The sequence below is a fragment of the Exiguobacterium sp. SH5S13 genome (assembly GCF_004337085.1).
GTDB classification, from domain to species: domain Bacteria; phylum Bacillota; class Bacilli; order Exiguobacteriales; family Exiguobacteriaceae; genus Exiguobacterium; species Exiguobacterium aurantiacum_A.
On sequence record NZ_SJUS01000016.1, the window covers coordinates 39,228 to 61,786 of the forward strand.

Annotated in this window: 28 protein-coding genes and 1 other annotated feature; of the genes, 12 read left to right on the top strand and 16 right to left on the bottom strand. The window is 53.5% G+C overall.

Features of this window, described 5'->3' with window-relative positions:
* Positions 1-2: 2 nt before the first annotated feature.
* On the bottom strand, positions 3-377 hold the full coding sequence (locus EVJ30_RS09380) for a nuclear transport factor 2 family protein (RefSeq protein WP_131456465.1): 375 nt from the start codon (positions 375-377) through the stop codon (positions 3-5).
* A gap of 273 nt (positions 378-650) precedes the next feature.
* Positions 651-873, top strand: a binding site (T-box leader).
* A 53-nt stretch (positions 874-926) separates the two neighbouring features.
* Between EVJ30_RS09380 and trpE the strand changes: the two genes are divergently transcribed.
* From trpE to EVJ30_RS09405, 5 genes are all read left to right on the top strand, one after another.
* Positions 927-2,258 (top strand): anthranilate synthase component I, encoded by a 1,332-nt coding sequence (trpE, locus tag EVJ30_RS09385; RefSeq protein WP_131456463.1) that lies wholly within the window; start codon positions 927-929, stop codon positions 2,256-2,258.
* Positions 2,255-2,833, top strand: a complete 579-nt coding sequence (locus tag EVJ30_RS09390; RefSeq protein WP_131456461.1) for an anthranilate synthase component II — start codon at positions 2,255-2,257, stop codon at positions 2,831-2,833. Before trpE ends, EVJ30_RS09390 begins: the two co-directional genes overlap by 4 nt.
* A gap of 287 nt (positions 2,834-3,120) precedes the next feature.
* Complete coding sequence (locus tag EVJ30_RS09395) at positions 3,121-4,164, top strand: Fic family protein (RefSeq protein ID WP_236636073.1); 1,044 nt, start codon at positions 3,121-3,123, stop codon at positions 4,162-4,164.
* Between the two features lie 104 nt (positions 4,165-4,268).
* Positions 4,269-4,517 carry a hypothetical protein gene (locus EVJ30_RS09400; RefSeq protein ID WP_131456457.1) on the top strand — a complete coding sequence of 83 codons (249 nt, stop codon included), beginning with the start codon at positions 4,269-4,271 and terminating at the stop codon, positions 4,515-4,517.
* An 18-nt stretch (positions 4,518-4,535) separates the two neighbouring features.
* A complete protein-coding gene (locus EVJ30_RS09405; RefSeq protein ID WP_131468863.1) occupies positions 4,536-4,976 on the top strand; it encodes a small multi-drug export protein in 441 nt (146 codons plus the stop codon).
* 147 nt (positions 4,977-5,123) lie between these two features.
* Here EVJ30_RS09405 and EVJ30_RS09410 read toward each other — a convergent pair whose 3' ends face one another.
* From EVJ30_RS09410 to EVJ30_RS09435, 6 genes are all read right to left on the bottom strand, one after another.
* Complete coding sequence (locus EVJ30_RS09410; RefSeq protein WP_131468865.1) at positions 5,124-5,846, bottom strand: FAD-dependent oxidoreductase; 723 nt, start codon at positions 5,844-5,846, stop codon at positions 5,124-5,126.
* Between the two features lie 21 nt (positions 5,847-5,867).
* Positions 5,868-6,620 carry an iron ABC transporter ATP-binding protein gene (locus EVJ30_RS09415; protein ID WP_131456453.1) on the bottom strand — a complete coding sequence of 251 codons (753 nt, stop codon included), beginning with the start codon at positions 6,618-6,620 and terminating at the stop codon, positions 5,868-5,870.
* Positions 6,617-7,678 carry an iron chelate uptake ABC transporter family permease subunit gene (locus tag EVJ30_RS09420; RefSeq protein WP_131468867.1) on the bottom strand — a complete coding sequence of 354 codons (1,062 nt, stop codon included), beginning with the start codon at positions 7,676-7,678 and terminating at the stop codon, positions 6,617-6,619. Before EVJ30_RS09420 ends, EVJ30_RS09415 begins: the two co-directional genes overlap by 4 nt.
* Complete coding sequence (locus tag EVJ30_RS09425) at positions 7,675-8,667, bottom strand: ABC transporter permease (RefSeq protein WP_370250802.1); 993 nt, start codon at positions 8,665-8,667, stop codon at positions 7,675-7,677. The genes EVJ30_RS09420 and EVJ30_RS09425 overlap by 4 nt, the downstream gene beginning before the upstream one ends.
* Before the next feature lie 24 nt (positions 8,668-8,691).
* Positions 8,692-9,702 carry a siderophore ABC transporter substrate-binding protein gene (locus EVJ30_RS09430; protein ID WP_131456447.1) on the bottom strand — a complete coding sequence of 337 codons (1,011 nt, stop codon included), beginning with the start codon at positions 9,700-9,702 and terminating at the stop codon, positions 8,692-8,694.
* A gap of 368 nt (positions 9,703-10,070) precedes the next feature.
* Entirely contained in the window at positions 10,071-10,712 is a 642-nt protein-coding gene (locus tag EVJ30_RS09435; RefSeq protein ID WP_131468869.1) for an RNA-guided endonuclease TnpB family protein, read from the bottom strand.
* Between the two features lie 430 nt (positions 10,713-11,142).
* Here EVJ30_RS09435 and EVJ30_RS09445 point away from each other — a divergent pair, with 430 nt between their 5' ends.
* Together EVJ30_RS09445 and EVJ30_RS09450 are read left to right on the top strand one after the other, a co-directional pair.
* Entirely contained in the window at positions 11,143-11,484 is a 342-nt protein-coding gene (locus tag EVJ30_RS09445; protein WP_131468873.1) for a nuclear transport factor 2 family protein, read from the top strand.
* Between the two features lie 170 nt (positions 11,485-11,654).
* On the top strand, positions 11,655-12,131 hold the full coding sequence (locus EVJ30_RS09450) for a hypothetical protein (protein WP_145963151.1): 477 nt from the start codon (positions 11,655-11,657) through the stop codon (positions 12,129-12,131).
* Positions 12,132-12,169: 38 nt separating this feature from the next.
* Here EVJ30_RS09450 and EVJ30_RS09455 read toward each other — a convergent pair whose 3' ends face one another.
* The 5 genes from EVJ30_RS09455 to EVJ30_RS09475 form a co-directional block, all read right to left on the bottom strand.
* On the bottom strand, positions 12,170-12,532 hold the full coding sequence (locus tag EVJ30_RS09455) for a VOC family protein (protein ID WP_131456443.1): 363 nt from the start codon (positions 12,530-12,532) through the stop codon (positions 12,170-12,172).
* Positions 12,529-13,302 carry an ABC transporter permease gene (locus EVJ30_RS09460; protein WP_131464246.1) on the bottom strand — a complete coding sequence of 258 codons (774 nt, stop codon included), beginning with the start codon at positions 13,300-13,302 and terminating at the stop codon, positions 12,529-12,531. The genes EVJ30_RS09455 and EVJ30_RS09460 overlap by 4 nt, the downstream gene beginning before the upstream one ends.
* Positions 13,299-14,003 carry an ABC transporter ATP-binding protein gene (locus EVJ30_RS09465; protein WP_131468875.1) on the bottom strand — a complete coding sequence of 235 codons (705 nt, stop codon included), beginning with the start codon at positions 14,001-14,003 and terminating at the stop codon, positions 13,299-13,301. The genes EVJ30_RS09460 and EVJ30_RS09465 overlap by 4 nt, the downstream gene beginning before the upstream one ends.
* A gap of 33 nt (positions 14,004-14,036) precedes the next feature.
* Positions 14,037-14,258, bottom strand: a complete 222-nt coding sequence (locus EVJ30_RS09470) for a DUF6440 family protein (RefSeq protein ID WP_071398173.1) — start codon at positions 14,256-14,258, stop codon at positions 14,037-14,039.
* 141 nt (positions 14,259-14,399) lie between these two features.
* Complete coding sequence (locus EVJ30_RS09475) at positions 14,400-15,116, bottom strand: GntR family transcriptional regulator (protein WP_131468877.1); 717 nt, start codon at positions 15,114-15,116, stop codon at positions 14,400-14,402.
* Between the two features lie 174 nt (positions 15,117-15,290).
* Here EVJ30_RS09475 and EVJ30_RS09480 point away from each other — a divergent pair, with 174 nt between their 5' ends.
* Genes EVJ30_RS09480 through EVJ30_RS09500 form a run of 5 tightly spaced genes read left to right on the top strand, consistent with a single transcriptional unit; the run spans position 15,291 to position 19,236 of the window.
* Positions 15,291-16,610 (top strand): 6-phospho-beta-glucosidase, encoded by a 1,320-nt coding sequence (locus EVJ30_RS09480; RefSeq protein WP_131468879.1) that lies wholly within the window; start codon positions 15,291-15,293, stop codon positions 16,608-16,610.
* Positions 16,607-17,926, top strand: a complete 1,320-nt coding sequence (celB, locus tag EVJ30_RS09485) for a PTS cellobiose transporter subunit IIC (RefSeq protein ID WP_131456433.1) — start codon at positions 16,607-16,609, stop codon at positions 17,924-17,926. The genes EVJ30_RS09480 and celB overlap by 4 nt, the downstream gene beginning before the upstream one ends.
* 29 nt (positions 17,927-17,955) lie before the next feature.
* Positions 17,956-18,255, top strand: coding sequence for a PTS sugar transporter subunit IIA (locus tag EVJ30_RS09490; RefSeq protein ID WP_035386318.1), 300 nt, complete (start codon positions 17,956-17,958; stop codon positions 18,253-18,255).
* Positions 18,252-18,548 (top strand): PTS sugar transporter subunit IIB, encoded by a 297-nt coding sequence (locus EVJ30_RS09495; RefSeq protein ID WP_131456431.1) that lies wholly within the window; start codon positions 18,252-18,254, stop codon positions 18,546-18,548. The genes EVJ30_RS09490 and EVJ30_RS09495 overlap by 4 nt, the downstream gene beginning before the upstream one ends.
* The gene (locus tag EVJ30_RS09500; RefSeq protein ID WP_131456429.1) at positions 18,541-19,236 is read left to right on the top strand and encodes a carbohydrate deacetylase; all 696 of its coding nucleotides are present in this window, start codon (positions 18,541-18,543) and stop codon (positions 19,234-19,236) included. The genes EVJ30_RS09495 and EVJ30_RS09500 overlap by 8 nt, the downstream gene beginning before the upstream one ends.
* 55 nt (positions 19,237-19,291) lie before the next feature.
* Here the strand turns inward: EVJ30_RS09500 and EVJ30_RS15440 are convergent, their stop codons facing one another.
* From EVJ30_RS15440 to EVJ30_RS09520, 4 genes are all read right to left on the bottom strand, one after another.
* Complete coding sequence (locus EVJ30_RS15440; protein ID WP_035386313.1) at positions 19,292-19,543, bottom strand: dihydroxyacetone kinase; 252 nt, start codon at positions 19,541-19,543, stop codon at positions 19,292-19,294.
* Positions 19,544-19,657: 114 nt separating this feature from the next.
* The gene (locus EVJ30_RS09510) at positions 19,658-20,218 is read right to left on the bottom strand and encodes an AAA family ATPase (protein ID WP_131456427.1); all 561 of its coding nucleotides are present in this window, start codon (positions 20,216-20,218) and stop codon (positions 19,658-19,660) included.
* Between the two features lie 104 nt (positions 20,219-20,322).
* Positions 20,323-21,099, bottom strand: coding sequence for a VLRF1 family aeRF1-type release factor (locus EVJ30_RS09515; protein ID WP_131456425.1), 777 nt, complete (start codon positions 21,097-21,099; stop codon positions 20,323-20,325).
* Positions 21,100-21,296: 197 nt separating this feature from the next.
* Positions 21,297-22,427, bottom strand: a complete 1,131-nt coding sequence (locus EVJ30_RS09520; RefSeq protein WP_131468881.1) for an AI-2E family transporter — start codon at positions 22,425-22,427, stop codon at positions 21,297-21,299.
* Between the last annotated feature and the right edge of the window lie 132 nt (positions 22,428-22,559).

Sequence of the window (22,559 nt, forward strand, 5' to 3'; positions counted from 1 at the left end):
GATCACGTCTCGTGAATCATCGTCGCTTGTCCGCCTTGCCAGAGCCACGTATCCTGGTCTTTCACGTACAAGTGCAGTGCCCAGAATCGGCCCTCGTAAGCGTTCGTCCCAAGGATGAACCGCTCCTCGAGCAACAGTTGCACGACGGCGAGCTCACCTTTGATCGTCTCGTCGAACGTCACCGTCTCTTGGGCGATCCATTGAATGGCGGCCGGGTCGACGAACTGATCTAAAAATGTCTCTTTATCGAACTGACGCCCGCTCGAGTCGACATAGCGGAATTCATCGTGCATGATGCCCCGCATCGCGTCAAGGTCGCCCGCCGTTTGAGACGCGGACCGGTCGTCAGAAAGTTGTTTCATGTTGAGTGTTTCCATAGCTGTACCTTCCTTTCACCGTACATCATAGCACAATTTCGTTCATTCGACCGAGCCGATTGCATCTGTCCTCGATCGCGTCCATCAGCGCGCCCCGGTGACGGTTCATTATGAATGGAGCATGATCAGCTTAAGTTCTTGGAATTTAATTTTCCCCGTCATCTCGTTCTCGATTGCCTATACATTCATCGGGAAACAGCAGACGGATCAGCAACTCTCGGATAGACCTTGACAATCTCACTTCATCCCGTTAAAGTAACGATAACATTATACGAACTCGCGATGAGAAAGAAGAGTAGCGCGAAGGAACGTCTCCAGAAAGCCGGTGGTCGATGCGAACCGGTGACGTGTCTCGCGTGAATGGGCTTTTGAGCGTTCAGACCGATACGTAGGCTCTGACGGGTCCTCCCGTTACCGAGGACAGCGAATGATCGTTCGCGATGAGTGGGGGGAACTCCCCCAACGAAGGTGGCACCACGGGTCTCCCGTCCTTCATGTCTATTTAGACATGTCGGGCGGGGGACTTTTTTATTTGGAGGAGGAGATTACATGGAACAACTGATCATCAACGGCGACGAACTGACCCCGGTGGCCATCTTCCACCGGTTGCAAGGAGAACGAAAAATACTGCTCGAGAGCCGGGCTGAAGGCAAACACGGACGTTACTCGATCATCGCGGCAAATCCGGTCGAGACGATCCGTGTCGACGGCAACACCGTGACCGATGCAACGGGCACGACCCAGGCGGACGACCCGCTCGCCGTCTTATCCACATTGATCGAACGCGACACGGAAGACGCGCCCTACCCGTTCATCGGCGGCGCCGTCGGGTATATCGGCTACGACCTGCTGCGGACGTATGAGCCGATCCCGAACACGCCGACCGAGACGCGCGACTTGCCGGACGCGTTGTTCCAGCGCTATGAGACGGTCGTCTTATACGACCATCTCGAGGAGCGTGTCATCTTGATTGACACCGGCGACAGCGACGGAGCGGCCCGGCTCGAACAGTTGAAAATCGAGCTCGAGACGGCGAAGACGCATGAACTCGCGCCGGTCGTCCGAACGAGCGAACGGATCTTGACCGACAAGGACGCATTTATCGAGCGTGTCTTGAAAGCGAAAGAAGCAATCCTTGCCGGCGAGGTGTTCCAACTCGTGTTGTCGCAACGGATTGACGCGACGTTCACCGGTGACCCGTTCCACTTCTACCGGACGCTGCGAAAACTTAATCCGAGCCCGTACTTATTCTACATCGACCTCGGCGAAGCGATCGTCCTCGGGGCGTCGCCTGAGAGTCTCGTCCGTGTCGAAGGGAACCGCGTCTCGACGAACCCGATCGCCGGTACGCGCCCGCGCGGCAAGACCGTCGAAGAAGACATGCGCCACGCCGCCGACTTGATTGAAGACGAGAAAGAGCTGGCCGAACATCGGATGCTGCTTGACCTTGGCCGGAACGACATCGGCCGCGTCGCCAAAGTCGGCACCGTCACGATCCCGAAACAGATGGAAGTCGAGCGTTTCAAAAACGTCATGCATCTCGTCTCCGAAGTCGAAGGCGAACTGCGTGACGACTTGAACCCGATCGACGCACTTCGGGCCTGTCTCCCGGCCGGCACCGTCTCCGGGGCACCGAAGATTCGGGCGATGCAGCTGATCGATGAGCTCGAGACGGTGAAACGTGAAGTATACGCCGGGGCCGTCGGCTATCTCGACGTCCGGGGCGGCTTCGACTTCGCCCTCGCCATCCGGACGATGGTCGTCCAAAACGATACGGCGTACGTCCAAGCCGGGGCCGGCATTGTCTTTGACTCGGATCCGGTATCGGAATATGAAGAGACGCTGCATAAAGCCAAATCCCTGTTGGAGGTGTTCGCATGATTTTACTGATCGATAACTACGACTCGTTCACGTATAACGTCTATCAAGACGTCGCCCGGTTCAGCGATGTCTTGGTCGTCCGTAACGACGAGCTGACGGTCGATGAAATTCGCGCCCTTACCCCGTCCGGTATCATCATTTCACCTGGTCCAGGTGGTCCAGGTGACGCCGGTGTCTCCCTCGACGTCGTCCGGCAGCTGTCGGGACAGATCCCAATTCTCGGTGTCTGTCTCGGTCATCAAGTCATCGCCGAAGCGTTCGGCGGCACGGTCGGCCGGGCCCGTGAGGTCATGCACGGCAAGACGTCCGTGATCGAGACGACACCTGGTGCCTTGTTTGACGGCGAGCCGATGGACGTCATGCGCTATCACTCGCTCGTCGTCCAAGCGACGGAACTCGTCGTGACGGCAACGACTGCGGACGGTGTCATCATGGCGCTCGAGCATCCCGAACATCCGACGTACGGCGTCCAGTTCCACCCCGAGTCGATCGGGACACCGGACGGACGAGACCTGTTCGAACGGTTCGTCGCGATTTGTCACACAAAAAGACCGGGGAACGTGTCCTCGGTCTGAATGTCGAACTTCCGTACAATGATGAAGAAGTCTGATGCTACACATACGATGAATCATATGAACCAAGCGCGTCTTCGTTGAAATCGGAGATGCGCTTTTTCATGTCACTCACGTTCATAATTTGAAATATAACTCATCTATCCCTAAACATAGTCATACATTAAGAGAATGAGTATGTTTAATATTTTAAACTCATCATAAATAGGTTATATTATAGCTAAACATAGTCAAAAATTGATGAAATGAATATGTTTAATCGATTTTGATAATGAATGAGGGTGATTCTTATGCGAAATTACGATTATCAGTATTTAAGAAATCTCTCCTTGCCGATGGAGACCGTACGATTGATCGGCCACATCAATGAATACAAAGGCAAACAAGACCTGTATAAACAACAGGCGCCTCAAATTCTGAACACCTTGCGTGACGTGGCTGTCATCCAATCGACCAAGGCTTCCAATGCAATCGAGGGAATCGTCGTGACCGAGAGCCGCCTACACACCATCATGTCGAAGACCTCTGACCCGGCCGACCGCTCGGAAGCTGAAATTGCCGGATACCGGGATGTATTGAACTTGATTCATGCCTCAGCCCAGGACATCCCAATCAACCCGAACATATTGCTTCAGCTCCATAAAGAGCTCTACAAGTTTGTTCCGATTGAGGGCGGGAGATGGAAGAATGTCGATAACGAGATTAGTGAGACCTTCCCTGATGGCACGCGCCGGACGCGTTTCGTACCAGTCCCAGCCTTTGAGACCCCAGCGGCTGTCCAGGCCTTATGTGACAGTGTAAAAGAACGTCGGCAAAATGAAGACGTCGATTCGCTCATCTTGACGAGTATGTTCATCCTCGACTTTTTATCCATCCATCCGTTCAATGACGGGAACGGACGAATCGCCCGTCTTTTAACCTTGTTGATGCTCTATCAATTCGGCTTCGAGGTCGGTCGCTATATTAGTCTCGAGAAGATTGTCGAGGAACGAAAAGAAGATTACTATGAATCCCTACGATTGTCCTCAATCGATTGGCATGAGAATCAACAAGACCCTTTTCCATGGATTCATTATCTGTTGAGCGTGATTCTTGCCGCATATAAAGAGCTAGAAGATCGTGTAGGACTCGTCACGTCAGGAAGTCAAAGTAAGAGTAGTCGGATTAGACGATTCGTAGAAGGGAGAATCGTACCGTTTACCAAGTCGGATATCCGAAGCGCCTGCCCCGACATTAGTGAGGCGACCATCAACCGTGTCCTTCGGGAATTGCGGGATGAAGGGGAAATCGCTCCGTCTGGACTCGGCCGGAGTGCGAAATGGATTAAGCAATAATTCTTCCGAGACGTGTTTTTTAGTAAAGACCGTCAAAGTGAAAAGAATGTATGTATTGTTGGCTCTTTGTGATGCGACTCTCGAATGCCGAGGAACGCGGACTGATGAAAATCGAAGTGATTGAAGACCCAAGATTCATCGGTGATTTACACTATTATGTACACGTGGAAAATGAATATCAGATGGAGCTCTTTCTCGAGGATGTCCCGCCCAACTCAAAGAAATTGATTCGAAACGAAGGACGATTCTATGATTATTTATTAGAAGAATGGACTGATGTGAAAGGCTCAATTGAAGTATTCAATAATTTGAATTTAGGCATTCACCGTGAAGACAAGTGGTCAAACGATTGAACATAAAGGAGAATCAAAATGAATCTATTTGAATACATTAGCCTGTCTGCGACCGCATGGTTCATGGGCTTCTTCCCTATGTTCGAAATCTATTTAGCCATCCCGAGTACGATGTTACTCGGTCTCGACGGCGTCTCTGCCGTCCTTTGGGCCGGGCTTGGTAACTTCTTGCCGGTTCCTCTGCTCGCTTATTTTTACGATTGGCTTCATCGATTCAAACGTCTTAGTGGCTGGTTAGACCGCCTAGAGAAACACCGTTTTAGTCATTTAATGCGCGAACATGGCAGTTGGTCCATCATCCTCGTCACGCCTCTATTAGGATCATGGGTAGTTGGCGTGATTGGTCATTCGATTGGGATGAGACGCTCTACACTTCTCACCTATTCAGCCATCAGCATATTTGGGTATGGCGTGTTAATCGCTTGGCTCACTTCTAAAGGAATCGAGTTCACAATCTGAGGCATGCCTGACGTCCATAGCAAATAAAAGGTAGCTGATTCATTCAATATAGAATGAGTCAGCTACCTTTTATTGAGCTAGATTGCTCGATTGTCGTCTCGATAGGATAGCGGCAATTTTCTCACGTCCACTCTTTTCTCCTCTGACTTAAGAAGAAAGAGAATTTTCGCCTTTTCCTGTGAAAAACTCATCCAACTGGAAGTCATGCTTGTCGAGCACGATTTGTTCCCGCGAGATGCCCCGCTCACATAGCGTCGCAATCGTCTCGCGTAAGAAGTCGTCGCTCCCGACGACGTAATACAGTCCGTCCATATCCTCTGCGAGCGTCTTGACCGTCTCGTGGTAACGCCCGCGGCTGTCGACGAAATCGGCTGTGAACGTATCTGTCGATGTGAAGACGTCCTCAAACAAATAGTTCGCCGATGAGTCGACGTTCAGCGAGTGGAGATGCGACACACCTTCCCCGTTCTCCAAGTATTCGAGTACGATCGGGCGGAACGTCGCGAGCCCGACGCCAGCCGACAGCAGGTAGACGTTCTTCCCGGCTCGTTTCAATGGGACGTTCGAATGCGTCTTGAAGATGGCGACTTGTTCGCCGATCTCCATGTCACGCAGAATCGATTTAAACGTCGAGCACTCCGGCTTGACCCGGGTCGTGATGCCGATCACGCCTTCACGCGGCAGCGTCGAGATCGACATGTGGCGAATCAAGCTCCGGTTCGGTCTGTCTTCTTTGTTGAACCCTTCTAAAGCGAAGTGGGTATGCGCCCCCTCGTCCCACGTGAAGCCGTCGGGCAGCTCGAGTTGGAACGTGTATGTATCCGGCGCTTCGTTCACGATTTTCAGGATTGGCGTCCAGTAAATTTGCATCGTCGTCACTCCTTCCTTCTATTAATAGACCGCAATCGGTCCGTATGGTCCTTGAATGATTTCAAGCTTCGTCTCGAAGATATCGGATAGCGTCTCGGCGACCATGATCTCATCAACCGTACCGAAGGCGGCGATCTTGCCGTCTTTCATCGCACAAATCCGGTCCGAGTACTTGGCAGCGAAGTTGATGTCGTGAAGCACGGTGACGATCGTCCGGCCGAACTCGTCGGCGACGTGGCGCAAGTACTCCATCATCTGGACCGAGCGGGCGATGTCCAAGTTGTTGAGTGGCTCGTCGAGCAACACGTATTCCGTCTCCTGACAGAGCACCATCGCGACGTAAGCGCGTTGGCGCTGACCGCCCGACAGTTCATCGAGGTAACGGTGCTCCAAACTCGTTAAGTCGAGGAAGTCGATATATTTCGAGATGATGCGCTCGTCCTCTTGCGTCAACCGTCCTTTCGAATACGGGAAGCGACCGAACCCGGCGAGTTGCCGTACGGTGAGACGCGTCACGAAATGGTTCTCTTGCCGTAAGATCGTGATGATTTTCGCCAAGTCTTTCGATTTCGTGCTCGACACGTCCATCCCTGCGACTTGGATCTGTCCTTCGTCCAAGTTGAGCAGACGGCCAATCATCATGAGCGTCGTCGACTTGCCGGCCCCGTTCGGACCAATCAACGACGTGAATCCAGCTTTCGGGATTTGAAGGTCGAGCGGCCCGATCTGGACGTCGTCCGTATACGATTTTTTTACTTGCTCGATTTGTATCATAGGGACCCCTTCCTTAATATCACCGCTAAGAAAATCACACCGCCGAACAATTCGATGATGACGGACACGACACTCGGTGCATTGAAAATGTGATAAATAAAAAAATATGCGCTCGTCAGTACGAAGAAGCCAAGCGCGAACGCCATCGGGAAGACGTATTTATGGTCATACGTCGCCGCGACCTGATAACTGAGCGTCGCGACCAAGAAGCCGAAGAACGTCAGCGGTCCGATCAAGGCCGTCGACACTGACATTAAGAGCGAGATGAGTATAAGCGTATAGATGACGCTTTGGCGATGGTTCACCCCGAACGACGTCGCCATGTCTTTCCCGAGCGCGACGATGTTCAACTGGTTCGAGAACAAGTAAAGCAAGACACCGACGACCACAACGATCGGGATGACGATTGGGAAGTAGGCGGCGTCCGCGTTCGTCACCGAACCGAACAGACGCGCCTGCAACAGATCAAACTCGGACGGTGCGAGCATGCGGCGCATGAACGTCGACACCGAGTTCAACCCGGTCCCGATGATGATCCCGATGAGGAGCATCAGTTGGAGGTTGGCGTATTTTCCCGATAACAGCCAGCCGTACAACAGAAGACTCATCAGCACCATGACGGCAACTTGGCCCAAAAACGCACCCGTCCCGCTGAAACCGACCAAAGCCCCAGCCCCGAAGAAGAAGATCATACTCGTTTGAATCGTTGAATAGAGCGCGTCAAACCCGAGTAAGGACGGAGTGATGATGCGGTTGTTCGTCACCGAGTGAAACGCGACGGTCGCGAGACTTTGACAAAGTGCCGCAATCGCCATCGTGATGACGGCGACGACACGGCGCTCGACGACCGGCATGAATGACGGTGAGTCGAACGGGACCGGATTGTTGTAGACGAGAAGACCGAACGCGCATAACAGACCCCCAATAATGAAAGCGATGAGGAACACCCAATAGCGGCGTTCTTCTTTTTTTGAGCGAAACGCAGACGCGCTCCGCTCTTTCCCGCTTAGCGGACGAACGTCTTCTTCGTAAGTTTCTCTCTCCATGACCGTACTCATCGTACACCTCCCGTCTTCCGTTGTCGCAACAGAATCGCGATGAACACGACCGAGCCGACCGTCCCGAGAATGAGTGACACCGGCAACTCGAACGGCATGATGATCGTCCGGGAGATCAAGTCACTGACAAGGATCGCCCCCATCCCGATGACACACACCCACGGCAAGTTGCTGCGGAGGTCGTCACCGCGGAACATCGAAACGAGGTTCGGGACGATCAAGCCGAGGAATGGCAAGTTACCGATGACGGTCGCGACGACCCCGACCGATAACGCAATCAAGCCGGTTGCGATCAACATCAATAAGTTGTAGTTGACGCCAAGGCTCGTCGCAATATCTTCCCCGAGTCCGACGAGCGTCAACCGGTTCGCGAGTAAGAAAATAAAGAACGTGGCGATGATGATGAGCCATAAGTATTCATAACGTCCGACTTGGACCGAGGCGAACGAGCCGACGAACCAGCCTTCGAGCGTCTGGCTAGCCCGGAAGAACAATCCAAGAAACGTCGACACGGCCGAGACGACCGCCCCGAGCATGAGTCCGATAATCGGGACGATTAAGGACGAACGAAGTTTGACCGACCGTAAAAACCAAAAGAATACCATCGTTCCGATAAACGAGAATACGATCGCTCCCGTCATACGCATCATGAGTGACGGTGCCGGGACTAACAAGTAGACTGCCAACAACCCGAGACCAGCCCATTCAATCGTGCCGGTCGTCGTCGGTTCGACCAATCGGTTTTGCGTGATCAACTGCATAACGAGCCCCGCCATCGCCATTGCGGCACCAGTCAACATGAGCGCGACCGTCCGCGGGACCCGCGTGATCCAAAACATATCGAAGCCGTCCGCTTTACTAATGTCGTATACACCGGTGAAGAGCGATAGAATCGCAAGCATCAGGACGACGAGCATGGCAAAGATGAACGACTTCGTCCAAATGTTAGAAAAGGAGGGTTGAGCACTCGTCTCAACCCTGTCTAGTATTGGATTTTGCACAACGTGACCCCGTTACTTCGCGAGCGCTTTTGCGACGCTCTCAAAGAATTCCGAGTACGTTTGAATCGATTCGTTCAAGTACGTGTCTTTCGGTGTGTAGACGATTTGGTCTTCCTTGACGGCTGTCGTCTTTTGAAGTGCAGGTGCGTTATCGATGACGTCTTCAGCCGGGACTGCGCCTTCCGCGTCAGCGAGCGGTGCGTCGCGGTCAAGTACGAACAACCAGTCCGGGTTGCTCTCGGCGATCGCTTCGACCGATACTTCGTCGCCTTGGTGGTCGCCTGTCGTCTTCTCGACTTCTAGTGCTGGCACCCAGCCGAAGATGTCGTACATCGGTCCGAATACGCGGCCGCTGATCGGCGCTGAGAACCCGATGTCTCCGCCCGAGACGATGACCGACATGATTGATGCTTTACCGTCGTAAGCCGTTTTCGCGTCTTCGATCGACTTGTCGAGGTCAGCGACCATGTCTTCCGCTTCTTCGTTTTTGTCGAAGATTTGACCGAGCGTGAGCGTCGTGTCTTCAAGTCCTTGGACTAAAATCTCACCCGGTGTGCCTGAATCTTCTGGAAGTTCGATGTTCAAGTCGATGACGGCCGCATTCGGGACCAACTTTTTGATGTCCTCGTAGTAGTCGGCGAAACGTTGACCGACGATGACGACGTCCGGATCGACTCCGGCGATCGCTTCTAAGTTCGGCTCGAAGTGCATGCCGACGTCGACGATGTCTTCGTCTTTGACGTATGGTGACTCAGCCGGCATCAAGCCGACCGGCGCCGCCGCGAGTTCGACGTCCCACTCTGCGAGCGTCTCGAACGTCCGGTTGTCGAGTGCGACGACCGTCTCCGGGTTGACCGGTACTTCGATCTTGCCATGGGCGTCCGTGATCTCGACCGTCTTCGGTGTCGCTTCCGCTTCCGCGTTGCCCGTATTTTTCGCCTCATTCTCGTTCCCGCACGCCGCGAGTAACAAGACGAGCGATGTCGCCATGATTGATGCTTTCAATTTCCCCACTTTTTCCATCTCCCTATATGTATTGAGTACGCTGACAACCTTCTCAATCGAACGGCATCCCGGTTGTTGATTTTGTCTATGTAAGTCACAGGAATACTTTCTCATTGATAATGATTATCATTGTCGTTTTCATTGAGAAGCATAGCAAACAAAAAAAGGATGCGCAATGCTAAATTTTCAAAAAGAGATTGGTAATATTTTTCCTACTATCTAACGCAAAATAAAAAGAAAGTGGTGCTCGACCACTTTCTGGAAGGGTGAACTACTCACCACTTATTTGCTTCGCAACTTGAAGTGGGAGCTTCTTGGGAAGACCGTGCTTTGACCAGCCACGGTTGTGGACCAAGCTCGTCGGGCAGTCCCTGCCCTGAAGTGTTTCAGTCGGCGAGACGCAACAGGTTGAGGCTCGCGTTAACGTCGCGGTCGTGGTGCGTGCCGCAGGCCGAACAGACTTGAGTCGAGGCGAACCACGGGTCGGCCTTGATGAGCGTCCGTCCATAGAACCTCGCCTTATATTCCAGCTGGCGGACGAACTCGCCCCACCCGGCGTCCCCGATCGATTTTGCCAGGCGGCGGTCCTGCATCATCTCCCTCGGTTTCAGCGTCTCGACGACGACGACTTGGTTCTCGTCGACGATGCGTCGTGACAGCTTGTGGAGGAAGTCATGTCGGCGGTTCCGTACCTTTTCATGCTTTTTGGCCAATAGGAGCCGCGCCTTCTCGCGGTTCCGGCTGCCGGCCGTCCCGGCGAAGAACTTCGCGAACGCCGCGTCGAGGTGAAGCTTCGCGTTCGCGAGCGCGAGGCTGTCCGCCTCGGCGAGGAACGGGAACAGGGGCTTGTACGAGGCGGGTGTCGACGGTTTCCGCTTCGGGCCGGTCCCAGCCTTCGACTCCTCGTGGATGGCGATGCGGTCCTCGAGCAGCTTGTTGTAGACGAACCTGGCGCAGCCGATCGTTCTGACGAGGAACTCGGCCTGTGCCGCCGTCGGGTAGAGCCTGTATTTGTAGCCCTTCAGCATGTCTCCGCCTCCTCTCGGCCGATGATCTTGATGAACGTCTTCCTCATCCGATACCCGTGGCGGGGGAAGGGAAATCTGACGGATTCACGAACTTCTGTTCGTCATATCTGTCACAGGGGTGGCCAAGAGGTTTATGTACGGGCGAGAATTCTCCCACCTACGCTGGGCCTCGCCCCAGACGCTCAGAGGTGGGAGAATTCTCGCTTAATTATGTTAAAGTTCAATTTCGCCTGTCTCGTTTTCGTTTGAGAATGCTGTAGATATTTGATCATTTTCCTAAGCTTCTGTGTTTGCGTTCGCTTTTTCTGTCGACACCCGTATATAACTCGGCACAGTTGCGACCGGACTCATCGTGCTCGGTGTCATCGTCATGAATTTCGGGAAAACGAATACGGTACACGGCTAACGTTTTTAGAAAGGAGTGACGCGAATGCTCGCACCATTGATCGAAGAGAAAGAACGCCTTTTATTGACGACGGAAGTTCGGACATCGCCCGAGCGGTTGCGTGAACTGTTGACCGAAGATTTCTTTGAAATCGGGAGTTCCGGTCGCGTCTTATACAAAGAAGACGACACGAATACGATGGACCTTGGAGAAATCGACATCACACTCTCCGACTTCAATCTCGAGGTCATCCGCGACGATGTCGTGCTCGCTACGTATCGAACCGAGAATCACGCGACTGAGAAGACCACCCTTCGCAGCTCGATTTGGGTCAGGATTGACGGCGTATGGAAAATGCGATTCCATCAAGGGACACCTGCACAATAACGATAGATAGGGCGCGCCGATTTAAGCGTTCCCTTTTTTCTGTTCACCCTACCCTTTATTTTACTCACCCGCCTTGTCCGGATGTCCTATAATTCACGTATGAATGACATCAAAAGAGAGGGTCGACAAAATTGAATACATATAGCACACGCAATCACTTTGAACCGGTCATGCGACGACCGAGAGCCACGTTAGAAGAGAAGTTAGCGCTTATGGAGTCACGCCGAAAGAAATTGATGTTCGAGCCGACGATCCCGCTCGATGCCATCCGTAAAAAGAAACCGACCATCACCGTCACGTTCTCCGTCGGTGGCTTCGGTGTGCACAACGAGTCCACGTTGACGTTCTTTGAAGACGGGTCGGTCAAACGAGAAGTGATTTGGCGCGAAGATTACGACTTGAGCGTAGCAATCCCAAGCTCAGGTTGGTACGAAAAGGAGGATGCGATACGCGTCCACGAACGATTCGTCGCCCTCTCCTCACATCGTTGGCCTGAAGTGTTTGAAGAAAAAGGATATTACACCACCGATGGGACGCAGTGGAGCCTTGTTGTGAAACGTCACGGGAAACTGATCCATCAGCATTCCGGCAGCAACGCCTACCCATCGAGCTGGAAAGCCGTCACGGAACTGTTCGGCATCTCGTGAACCGACAAAGGGAGCACCCACTTGGGCGCTCCCTTTTCTCATATCGCCTGAATCATCTCGACCCGATTGCCGAACGGGTCGCGGAACTCGAACCGGTCAAATCCAGGGATTGGAATCCCTTCAATCCGCTCGATTCCTTCTGCTTCGAGTTTCCGTCCCCATTCCGCTAGATCAGTCACCGTATAGGCGACATGTGCTTTCGTTTTCAGCCGATCGACCCCGTCCTCGGTACCGACATGGACGCTTTGGTCGCCGACTTGAAGCCAAAACCCACCTCGTCCTTGAAGCGACTCCGGTTTGTCGATTTCATTCAAGCCGAGCATATCGCAATAAAACGCGCGTGCCCTCGCTTCTTCACCTTTTGGGATCGTGATTTGGACGTGATGGATGCCTGTGATCATGTCGTTTTCCCCTTCCGATACGTCAATCCGATGAACTGCAGTTTTTGGTTAAACAAGCGTGGATACGACATATAGCCGACCATGACGGCTGAGATCGTCGCCGTCGTCAAAATGAGGAACAAGATGAGCAGTTGGTACAACACCGCCTCCATCGGGTCGGCGCCGCCGATGATAAGGCCGCTCATCATGCCCGGAAGCTGGACGAGCCCCATCGTCTTTTGCGCCTCGACGGTCGGGATCATACTCGTCCGGATGGCGTTCTTCAAGCTCCGCTCGATTGCGATTTTCGGTGCCCCGCCCATCGACAGGATGAGCTCGATGACCTCGTCGCTCCGTTCGACCTCGTCTTTGAACTTGTTCAAAAACAGGAGTGACAACACCATACAGTTGCCAATGACCATACCGCTGATCGGAATGATTTTCTCCGGCTCGAACGGGATGATGCCGAGCCCGAGCATGAGCCCCATCGTCAGCGATTCAACCGTGACGAGCGTGAGGACGATCATCCAGGTGATGCCAGGGATGCCGTCCCCTTTTTTGATGATGTTTTGCGTCGCCGCGCCAATCATGAGGAGGATCATGAGCAGCATGAACACCGGGTTATCGCTCTCGAAGACGAACGTCAAAATGTAGCCGATCAACAACAGTTGAATGATCGAGCGTACCGTCGCGATGACGATGTCACGCTCGAGACCGAGCTTCAAAAATAACGCCAACCCGAGCGGAATCGCCACGAAAATCAAGGAAGTCATCAGTTCGATGAACGTCATAGCTCTTCCCCCCTGACGAAACGTCCGATCATCGGATTGTCCGACTCGTCGATGAACGACGCGTCTCCGAACTCAATCAATTCCCCGTTCCGTAAAAACCACATGTCGTCACTGACCCGTCTCGCTTGATCGAGGTCGTGGGTGATCCAAATGACGGTGACCCCGAAATCTTTTTGAAGTCGCACGATCAAATGCTCGATCTCTTTCACCGTCCGGTAGTCGAGGCTCGACGTGATCTCATCTAACAGCAAGACGTCCGGTTTATTGACGAGCGTCCGGGCGATGGCGACCCGGCTCCGCTCCCCGCCCGACAACGTCTTGATCGGTTGGTCGAGCGAGATGCCGTCCAAGTCGACTTTTCCGAGCAGCTCTGTCGCTTTAGCCCGGTCGAGCGTCTCCCCGAAAATCGCTTTCGGCAAATTCAAATTGTCGTACACCGTCCCGTCGATCATCGGGGCGCTTTGGAACGCCATGCCGATCTGTTTCCGGAGCGCGATGACATCGATATCGCGGATGTTCTCGCCTTTGAAATAAATGTCGCCCGCGTCCGGCGACAGTAGCCCGTTAATATGTTTCAGGCACGTCGTCTTGCCGGCGCCGCTCGGTCCGACGAACGTCGTGATCCGGCCTTCGCGGAAGTGGCCGGTGATGTTATGTAGGATGTCGTTATGACTGACCCCAATGAATTCGATAATGTGCATGTGCCTTCAATCCTTTCTCGATCCGATCCCTATTTACTGAAAGTTAGACACGTCGTCGACCACGACGTCACCGTTTGAATCAAGTAACGGCGTGATGCCACCACCCGTCCCGACCCATGTCTGGATGTAGTTGACACCGGTCGCTGTGTCGACGAGTACCATAACTTGGCCAAGTTCCGGCAACTGTTCCGTCAATTTGACTTGGAAACGCGTCGCCCCTGTCACTTCCTCGTCTGTTTTTTTCTTGAATAACATGACATCCCGCCTTCCTACTGTTAACTGTACGCAACATGACCCTCGGTTTCAATGAATGCGATATCTCCAAGGCTGACAAATCCTTAACCCGTTCATTTTTGTTTAATATGACTACAAAAAAACACGCCGACCTCGGCGTGTTTAGGAATAGCTCCGTTCGATGACAAAACTTGTCTTGTCCCCTCGGAAATATGAACGCGAGTACTCGATCGTTTTTCCTGACGCGTCCTCGGTCACCGTCTCGATATAAAAGCACGGCGTCCCGAGCGGACAGTCGAGAAGATCGCTTATCCGTTCGTCGGCGAGCGCGATCTCGAGCGCCTCGGTCGTCTTGGCGACGTGGACGTCGTGGACTTCCGCTAGCGTTTGGAACAGCGAATGCTCGGCCTGGTCTTTCGTGATACCCGGCGCGATCTGCCACGGGATGAACGAGACCTCGTATTGCGTCGGCTCCCCGTCGGCGTGACGGATGCGTTCGATCTTTTGAATCGGCGCTTGCTCGTCGACCGTGAATACGTCCGCGAGCTGAGCGTTCGCCGAGACGACCGACAAGTCGATGAGCGACACTTGCCCGCGCTTGCCTTGGATGGCGAGCTGGGCCGCGTAATTGTTCGGCGTATGCGATAACGTCTGCCGGACTTTCTTCCCGGCGACGAACGTGCCGCGCCCTTGCTGGCGGACGAGATAGCCTTCCGTCGTCAACTGGTTGAGCGCGCCGCGGACCGTCGTCCGGCTGACGTCGAACTCTTCGCATAACGCGTACTCGGTCGGGAATTTCTCGCCTTCTGTATAATGCCCGCTCTTGATGCGGGACAATAACTCTTCTTTGATGGCTGTTTGAAGCGTCGACTGCGACATTCTGTCACCCCTTTGTGTCATCCTTCTTTCCTTTATTCTGATACAGCAAACATACAAATGCAAATACAAAAAACAATTTGTATTATTTGTACTTTTTATATTGCGACAAGTTGTACTATTTGTTATATTTGTTACAACAAAAAGAAATCGCTTTCACAAGGAGGAGTTGGCACTATGGCAGTCAAGGTCGTCATCATCGGTGGAGGTTCGAGTTATACCCCCGAAATCATTGAAGGTTTGATCCAGCGACAAGCGACGTTTCCGGTTCGGGAGATCGTTCTTGTCGACATCGAGGAAGGAAGAGACAAATTAGACATCGTCGGCCGTCTCGCCGAACGGATGATTCAAAAGGCAGGCGCAGACATCAGACTCAGTTGGACGCTCGACCGGAAAGCCGCACTTGTTGGCGCCGACTTCGTCTCGACGCAGATCCGCGTCGGTGGACTGAAAGCCCGCGCCTTGGATGAACGCATCCCGCTCAAGCACGGCTTCATCGGGCAAGAGACGAACGGTGCCGGTGGCTTGTTCAAAGCGTTCCGGACGATCCCGGTCCTCGTCGAGCTCGCTAATGAGATGGCGGAGATTTGCCCGGACGCGTGGCTCGTCAACTTCACGAACCCGGCCGGTATCGTCACCGAGGCCGTCTTGCAGCACTCGGCCCACAAAAAAGTCATCGGCGTCTGCAACATCCCGTTCAACATGCGCAACTCGGTCGCTGAGATTTTAGACACGCCGGTCGAACGTGTCGCCATCGAATTCATCGGACTCAACCATTTCGTGTTCGGCCGCCACGTCTGGGTCGACGGCGTCGATCGTACGGACGACGTACTCGCGTCACTGAACGCCGGCACCGACTACTCGCCGGCGAACATCGTCGGGCTCGGTTGGAGCGAGTCGTTCTTGAAATCGCTCCGCATGTTGCCGAACCCGTACCATCAATACTATTTCCAAACGGCGGACGTACTCGCGAAAGATCTAGCGGCGTATGAACAGAACGGCACGCGCGCCGAGGTCGTCCAGCAAGTCGAGGCGCAACTGTTCGAGAAATACAAAGACGTCGAACTCGACGTGAAGCCTGTTGAGCTCGAACAGCGCGGCGGCGCCTATTATTCCGACGCCGCCTGCAACTTGATGGACTCGATCTACAACGACCGCGGTGATATCCAGACTGTGAACACACTGAACCGCGGCGCGATTCGCGATTTACCGGACGACGCCGTCATCGAAGTGAACGCCGTCATCACGAAGGCTGGTCCACGTCCGATTTCAATCGGTGCGTTACCGCTCCCGATCAAAGGACTCATCACTAATTTGAAGACGTTTGAACAGCTCGCCATCCGCGCAGCGATGTCCGGCTCATACAACGACGCCTACCTCGCCTGCCTGATGAACCCGCTCATCCAAGATGAGAAGAAAATCGATGTGCTCTTGCGAGATTTGTTCGACGCGCACGAAGCGTACTTACCCCAATTCAAGAAGGAGGTTTACTCATGAACAAGTTTATCGAAATCGCTGGGCGCATCGGCTCCCAGCGACACTTAGTCGCCATCCGTGACGGCTTCGTCTCCGTCATGCCGCTCATCATCGTCGGTTCGCTCGCTGTCCTCATTAACAACTTCCCGGCCATCAATTTAGGTGGCCTCTCGCTCGACTTCGTCGGCATGATGAACAATGCGTTCGGCGAAGGCAGCTGGCAAGGACTTGGCGGCAACATTTGGACGGCCTCGTTCGCCATACTCGGGCTGCTCGTCGCTTTCTCGATCGGGTATAACTTGGCCCGGTCGTACGGGGTCGATGGACTCGCCGCCGGTATTTTATCGGTCGCGTCATACATCATGCTCGTGCCGGTCACAGAAGACTGGGGCTTAAACTTCGCTTGGCTCGGTGCCCAAGGATTATTCGTCGCCATCATCGTCTCGATCGCGGTCACCGAACTGTTCCGTTACCTCATCAACACGAAACTGACGATCAAGATGCCGGAAGGCGTACCGGGTGGGGTCACCCGTTCGTTCCAAGCACTCATCCCGTCGATGCTCATCTTGACGCTCGTCGCCGGAGTTCAACTGTTCATGACACTCCAAGTCGAGCTCAGCATTTTTGAAGTCATCTTCAAAGTCATCCAGCAACCGCTTCAAGGGTTCGGCGACTCGCTCGCGGCCGGTCTCGTCATCGCCTTCTTGAACCATATCCTTTGGTTCTTCGGACTTCACGGCACGAACATCATCGGTTCGGTCATCGAGCCGATCTATCTCCCGCTCATCGAGCAAAACTTGGCCGCGTTCCAAGCAGGTGTGTCGGCTTATGATGTCCCGTACACAGTGACTAAACCGTTTCTCGATTCATTCGTCTTCATGGGCGGATCAGGTACGACGTTCGCCCTGCTTCTCGCCATCTTCATCGTCGTCCGCAAACAGCGCAACCACCCGTACCACCAAGTTGCGAAACTGTCGGCTCCGGCCGGACTGTTCAACATTAACGAACCGGTCATCTTCGGTCTCCCGATCGTGTTGAACCCGGTCATGTTGATCCCGTTCATCTTGGTGCCGGTCACGCTCACGATCGTATCGTACGTCGCCCTCTCAACGGGCATGGTACCGAAGACGGTCGCCATCGTGCCATGGACGACGCCACCGATCATCAGCGGTTACCTCGTCACCGGCGGTAGCGTCCGCGGCGTCTTGCTTCAACTCGTCAACTTGACGATCGCGACGGCGATGTATATCCCGTTCGTCATGGCAGGGGCGAAAGCGATGACGGCCGAAATCAATAAAAATAAAGCAGAAGTCAACGAAGGAGAGAAAATCAGTTGAAGACAGAAAGCATCCAACAATTATCGTTCATGATCATCTTACACGCCGGAAACGCCCGCTCGTCGGCGTTCGAGGCGATTGCCGCCGCCAAACGCGGCGAAGGTGAACTCGCCGAAGCGAAAATGAAAGAAGCGGATGAGGCGTTTTTAGAAGCCCACAAGCTTCAAACCGAACTGTTGCAGGAAGAGGCACGCGGTGCGACGAGCGACATGAGCGTCCTGCTCGTCCACGCCCAAGATCACTTGATGACGGCAATGACCGTCAAAGAACTTGCGATCGAGATGGTCGACATGATCACTCGACTCAACCAATTGGAGGAACTGAAATGAACATCTTACTCGTCTGCTCGGCCGGTATGTCGACATCGATCCTTGTTGAAAAAATGCGCACCGAGGCCGCAGCACGTGGCTTGGACGCGACAATCGATGCCATCCCGGAATCGCGCTTGAAAGAACAAACGAACGTCGACGTCATCTTGATCGGACCACAAGTCCGCTACCTCGAAGGCAAGATCAAAGCATCCGTCACGGTACCGGTCGCCGTCATCGACAATATGGCTTACGGGCTCATGAAAGGCGACCAAGTGCTCGACCAAGCGCTCGGTCTCGTGCAAAATGCATAAGACGCACGTCTTGATCAACGCCGACGACTTCGGATTGACGACCGGCGTGAACCGGGGCATCATCGACAGTCACGTCCACGGCATCGTCAATTCGGCGACACTTATGATGAACGGCTATGCCGTCGATGAAGCCGTCGCGCTCGCAAAACTTCATCCCGCCTTACACGTCGGCGTGCACCTCGCCTTGACGTGGGGACGGCCGCTCGCAAAGACAAGTACACCGCTCACGAAAGAAGACGGGACGTTCCGCTACACGAACCGGTTTCTGACGGAAGCGGCACCCGACCCTGAGCTCGTCTACCTCGAGTGGAAAGCGCAAATCGACGCGTTCCGCGCGACGGGACTGTCGCTCCATCACCTCGACAGCCATCATCACGTCCATGGCTGGCCGGCGATCCAAGACGTCATCGTCCGTCTCGCCGAAGAATATGGCACGACGTTTCGGGCCTTAACGACACTCGATGCACGACGGGACTTGTGGGTGACCGAGCGGTTCAGTGACCAGTTCTACGGCGATGGTGTGTCTCGGGCAACGCTCGACGCAATTCAACCAGGCGACTCGATCGAGGTCATGGTCCACCCGGCCGACATCGATGAGATTTTACCAAGCGTCACGTCTTACCTCGTGCAACGCTTACTGGAAAAGCAGCTATTGATCGACTATGAGCGCCCTGATTGGTGGGTGTAGAAAAAGAGAGTTGTTCACCGTTTGCCGGCGAACAACTCTCTTTTCTGTTCGTAGATTAACCAGGTAGACCTCTTTCTTGTCTACTCATGTCTTCGATCACAATATCGTAAATCTCACCTAGCGACGCACAATATTTAACGAGATCCCACGGTTCGTTCGTGTGAAAATGAATCTTGATTAGATTTTCGTCCCCGACTGCCAACAAACAATCTCCCGCGAAGCTTGTGTTGATGTACTCAAATATCGCATCTTCGGACAGTTGTTCCCCTTCGATCAACAGTTGTGTATCATATTTGAATTCTATCATCTTGTTCACCTCGCATTTCAATGGATAGACTGCAAAGAATGTAATGGTTACTATCTAGTGCTAGATTATCTCTTTTCGTCCCGCTTGGCAAATCAGCCGTCGCTCTTCAAACTTCTAAAGGTTGAACTGGCGTTGGATCTGTCGCGCGACCGTTTCGGCATCAAGGTCCGTGTTATTAATCCGCAAATAGTTGTCGACATCGATCTCCCCGTCACGCGAGTTCAAGCGGTACATCGTCGCCGTCTGCTTCAATTCGGCCTCGGACCAAGCGATATCCCGTTTCGTCGGCTTATGTGCCAGCCGGTTCTCGGTCGTGTTCCGGGCGAGCCGCTCCTCGATGTCCGCTTCGAGTTCGACGTAGTAGACGTCCGCCCCGTGCGACTCGAACAGTTCCGCCACTCCTTCGATGTACGTCCGGTCTTCTTCCATATCAAACGCCCAGACGAACGTGAAGATCAAGCCGGGCTGATCGCTTTTCGCGACCGCTTCGAATAACTCGTGCCGAAACAGTTGGACGAGCCGGCGCCCCTCGTCCGTCCCGTAATCAAAGAACGGGCTGACGAGATCGATCGTCATATGGTTATGCAGTAACTTCAACCCTGTCTGCTTCGCAAGCTCCTGTCCGACCGTCATCTTGCCGACAGCTTGTGGACCAATCAGTATGACAAGCTTCATTCTTCCCCCGTCCTTTATCCATTTCTTGCTAGCATACCATACGGCTCGAGTCCTCGAGTAGGAAGAGCGAAAAGCGAGCGACATGAGACGTCACTCGCTACTTTTTATTGTTCGAACGCCCGGCGCAATACTTCTTCTTCCTCGGCGTGACCTAAGTTCCGATTGACGACGCGCTCGATGTCGATGTCGAGTTCGTCTTTCAACAAGTTGGCACTCCGGTCTTGCCCGATGATGACGACATCGCTCCATTTGTGCTTCTTGTGCAGCGAGCGAATCTCACCGGCGACGTCGCGATAAAATTGTCGGACTTGTTTTTCTTTCCGGCTGTCGAATTGGTCGACTTGACTACTCGACGATGCATGTCCACCAGCTCCGCGGCCTTGGTACCGTCTCCATTGATCGGTGTCTAAATCAAGATCGAATACGACGATGTCTTCGACTTCACCGAGCCGCGTATCGTACACCGTGATGCTGTCGAGTTGAGCCAACAAGATGCCCGTGTTCGGGAATTCAGCGTCAAGTTTCTCGATTTGATCCAAATTCGGCTTGTCGCCGTAATGGAAATCATTGTCGACATCGAGTTGCAGGAAGTGGAGCTCGAACAAGCCATCGTTTCCTTCCGCGAACAAGACGATACTGCGCAACAGCTTATGTTCGTTGCCCATAATCTCACGCTCGGCCCGTTCCCGGACGCCCTTGAACGCCTTCAACTTCGCCTCGTCCCCGCTCTTGATTTCTTGCTCGAGCCGACGCAGCTCGTTCTTCAAATGGATCTCCCATTTGTCGCGCTCGCTCGGCTTCGTACTTAAGTAAAGACTCAGTACGCCCGCCTCCGCGTTATGCAGCTGCTTGATGTTTCCTAGTTCTGTTGATAATGCCATGTCGTTCCCTCCTTAGTAAATGAACGCAGCGAGAATCCCGGTGATGAACACAGACATGATCGTGACCGTTGAAAAGTCGTCTTGTATCCTTTCAACAACCTCCTCATCCTCTGATCTTTAGCTGTTAGACATATCATTTGATGGTTTCGCTAGACTGATCAGATGTTTTTAGATGCTGACACCCTTCTCGGAGACATTTAGACCTGATTCCTTTCAATCGGAAGCTTCGACTGTTTGCGTAGCGCGTATAGTTTTTGCAAGTTGAGGAATGTGACTTTCAGGACAGCATAGAACGGGACGGCGAGCAGCATGCCGACGATACCGGCGAGGCGTCCCGCGACGAGCAGGACAAGAGTGATGGTGATGGGATGGACACGGAGTGACTTGCCTTGGACGAGCGGTGAGATGACGTTGGCGTCAAGCTGTTGGACGATGGTGATGGCGATGATGACGTAGAGCGCTTTGACCGGTTCGTCGATGAACGCAATCAGAACGGCGGGTGCGGCCCCGAGAAACGGACCGAAGTAAGGGATGATGTTCGTTGCGAAAATGAACAGACCGAGCGGCAGGAAGAACGGGACGTCGAGCAGCCAAAGAGCGATTGTCGCGAAGAAGCCGACGAACGTGCAGACGATGAGCTGGGCCCGGACGTAACGTTTGATTGTCTCGTGCATGTCGTGCAAAATGTGACGGGCGTTTTGTTCATACGCCTCAGGGATCCACCGCACGATCGCCGTCGCGAGCTTGCCCCCGTCAATGAGCATGAACACGTACAAGAATAGAGCGATGAACAACGTGAACAGTCCAGACACGATCAGCGCGAGCACGCGCCCGAGCGAACCGGCGACGGTGCCGATGAGTGAACCGAGCGCGTCGGTCAACTGACGAATCCACGTCTCAATCGATGCCGCGTTCTGCTCGGCATAGTCCCGAAACCACGCGTATTCCTCGAGCCGTCCGTACAGCAGCAAAAACTGGCGATAGCTCCCTTCGGCAAAACGTGGGAACGCGTCAAGCAGCGCGAGCAGTTGCCTTGTGATGAGCGGTCCGAGCGTGACGACGAACAACACGACGAGGGTGAGGAGCAACAGGAGCACGCTCAAAATCGCAAGTGACCGTCGCTTCCATTTGATCTCAAGGAAATCGACGAGACCGACCGTCAAATAAAACAAGATGCCGGCGAACAAGAACGGTGTCAGTACGGTCGCGAAAAAGATACCGATCGGATAGAACAAAAACTCGACTTGTTTCGCCATGAAGATGATCGTCAAAATGAGCAGTACCCAGATGCCATTACGGAACGCATGCGTTGTCCAAAAGGGCTGCATGGGCGTTTCCCCTTTCTTGAAATATATCTATCTCTTTCCCGATTTCCGGAAGTTCATTCCAACCTCATCTGCTTACCCCATCAAAATATTGTTTATCCCTGTTCCATTTAAGGTATAGCTAATCATCTATGC

What these genes read in the sequence shown, in the direction of transcription:
- EVJ30_RS09430 (WP_131456447.1), bottom strand. Translation starts at nt 9,702, where the DNA reads ATGGAAAAAGTGGGGAAATTGAAAGCATCAATCATGGCGACATCGCTC.
- EVJ30_RS09490 (WP_035386318.1), top strand. Translation starts at nt 17,956, where the DNA reads ATGATCATCTTACACGCCGGAAACGCCCGCTCGTCGGCGTTCGAGGCG.
- EVJ30_RS09515 (WP_131456425.1), bottom strand. Translation starts at nt 21,099, where the DNA reads ATGGCATTATCAACAGAACTAGGAAACATCAAGCAGCTGCATAACGCG.
- celB (WP_131456433.1), top strand. Translation starts at nt 16,607, where the DNA reads ATGAACAAGTTTATCGAAATCGCTGGGCGCATCGGCTCCCAGCGACAC.
- EVJ30_RS09495 (WP_131456431.1), top strand. Translation starts at nt 18,252, where the DNA reads ATGAACATCTTACTCGTCTGCTCGGCCGGTATGTCGACATCGATCCTT.
- EVJ30_RS09380 (WP_131456465.1), bottom strand. Translation starts at nt 377, where the DNA reads ATGGAAACACTCAACATGAAACAACTTTCTGACGACCGGTCCGCGTCT.
- EVJ30_RS09510 (WP_131456427.1), bottom strand. Translation starts at nt 20,218, where the DNA reads ATGAAGCTTGTCATACTGATTGGTCCACAAGCTGTCGGCAAGATGACG.
- EVJ30_RS09435 (WP_131468869.1), bottom strand. Translation starts at nt 10,712, where the DNA reads ATGCTGAAGGGCTACAAATACAGGCTCTACCCGACGGCGGCACAGGCC.
- EVJ30_RS09420 (WP_131468867.1), bottom strand. Translation starts at nt 7,678, where the DNA reads ATGAGTACGGTCATGGAGAGAGAAACTTACGAAGAAGACGTTCGTCCG.
- EVJ30_RS09410 (WP_131468865.1), bottom strand. Translation starts at nt 5,846, where the DNA reads ATGCAAATTTACTGGACGCCAATCCTGAAAATCGTGAACGAAGCGCCG.
- EVJ30_RS09400 (WP_131456457.1), top strand. Translation starts at nt 4,269, where the DNA reads ATGAAAATCGAAGTGATTGAAGACCCAAGATTCATCGGTGATTTACAC.
- EVJ30_RS09465 (WP_131468875.1), bottom strand. Translation starts at nt 14,003, where the DNA reads ATGCACATTATCGAATTCATTGGGGTCAGTCATAACGACATCCTACAT.
- EVJ30_RS09520 (WP_131468881.1), bottom strand. Translation starts at nt 22,427, where the DNA reads ATGCAGCCCTTTTGGACAACGCATGCGTTCCGTAATGGCATCTGGGTA.
- EVJ30_RS09395 (WP_236636073.1), top strand. Translation starts at nt 3,121, where the DNA reads ATGCGAAATTACGATTATCAGTATTTAAGAAATCTCTCCTTGCCGATG.
- EVJ30_RS09460 (WP_131464246.1), bottom strand. Translation starts at nt 13,302, where the DNA reads ATGACGTTCATCGAACTGATGACTTCCTTGATTTTCGTGGCGATTCCG.
- EVJ30_RS09405 (WP_131468863.1), top strand. Translation starts at nt 4,536, where the DNA reads ATGAATCTATTTGAATACATTAGCCTGTCTGCGACCGCATGGTTCATG.
- trpE (WP_131456463.1), top strand. Translation starts at nt 927, where the DNA reads ATGGAACAACTGATCATCAACGGCGACGAACTGACCCCGGTGGCCATC.
- EVJ30_RS09470 (WP_071398173.1), bottom strand. Translation starts at nt 14,258, where the DNA reads ATGTTATTCAAGAAAAAAACAGACGAGGAAGTGACAGGGGCGACGCGT.
- EVJ30_RS09500 (WP_131456429.1), top strand. Translation starts at nt 18,541, where the DNA reads ATGCATAAGACGCACGTCTTGATCAACGCCGACGACTTCGGATTGACG.
- EVJ30_RS15440 (WP_035386313.1), bottom strand. Translation starts at nt 19,543, where the DNA reads ATGATAGAATTCAAATATGATACACAACTGTTGATCGAAGGGGAACAA.
- EVJ30_RS09415 (WP_131456453.1), bottom strand. Translation starts at nt 6,620, where the DNA reads ATGATACAAATCGAGCAAGTAAAAAAATCGTATACGGACGACGTCCAG.
- EVJ30_RS09450 (WP_145963151.1), top strand. Translation starts at nt 11,655, where the DNA reads ATGCGACGACCGAGAGCCACGTTAGAAGAGAAGTTAGCGCTTATGGAG.
- EVJ30_RS09390 (WP_131456461.1), top strand. Translation starts at nt 2,255, where the DNA reads ATGATTTTACTGATCGATAACTACGACTCGTTCACGTATAACGTCTAT.
- EVJ30_RS09480 (WP_131468879.1), top strand. Translation starts at nt 15,291, where the DNA reads ATGGCAGTCAAGGTCGTCATCATCGGTGGAGGTTCGAGTTATACCCCC.
- EVJ30_RS09455 (WP_131456443.1), bottom strand. Translation starts at nt 12,532, where the DNA reads ATGATCACAGGCATCCATCACGTCCAAATCACGATCCCAAAAGGTGAA.
- EVJ30_RS09475 (WP_131468877.1), bottom strand. Translation starts at nt 15,116, where the DNA reads ATGTCGCAGTCGACGCTTCAAACAGCCATCAAAGAAGAGTTATTGTCC.
- EVJ30_RS09445 (WP_131468873.1), top strand. Translation starts at nt 11,143, where the DNA reads ATGCTCGCACCATTGATCGAAGAGAAAGAACGCCTTTTATTGACGACG.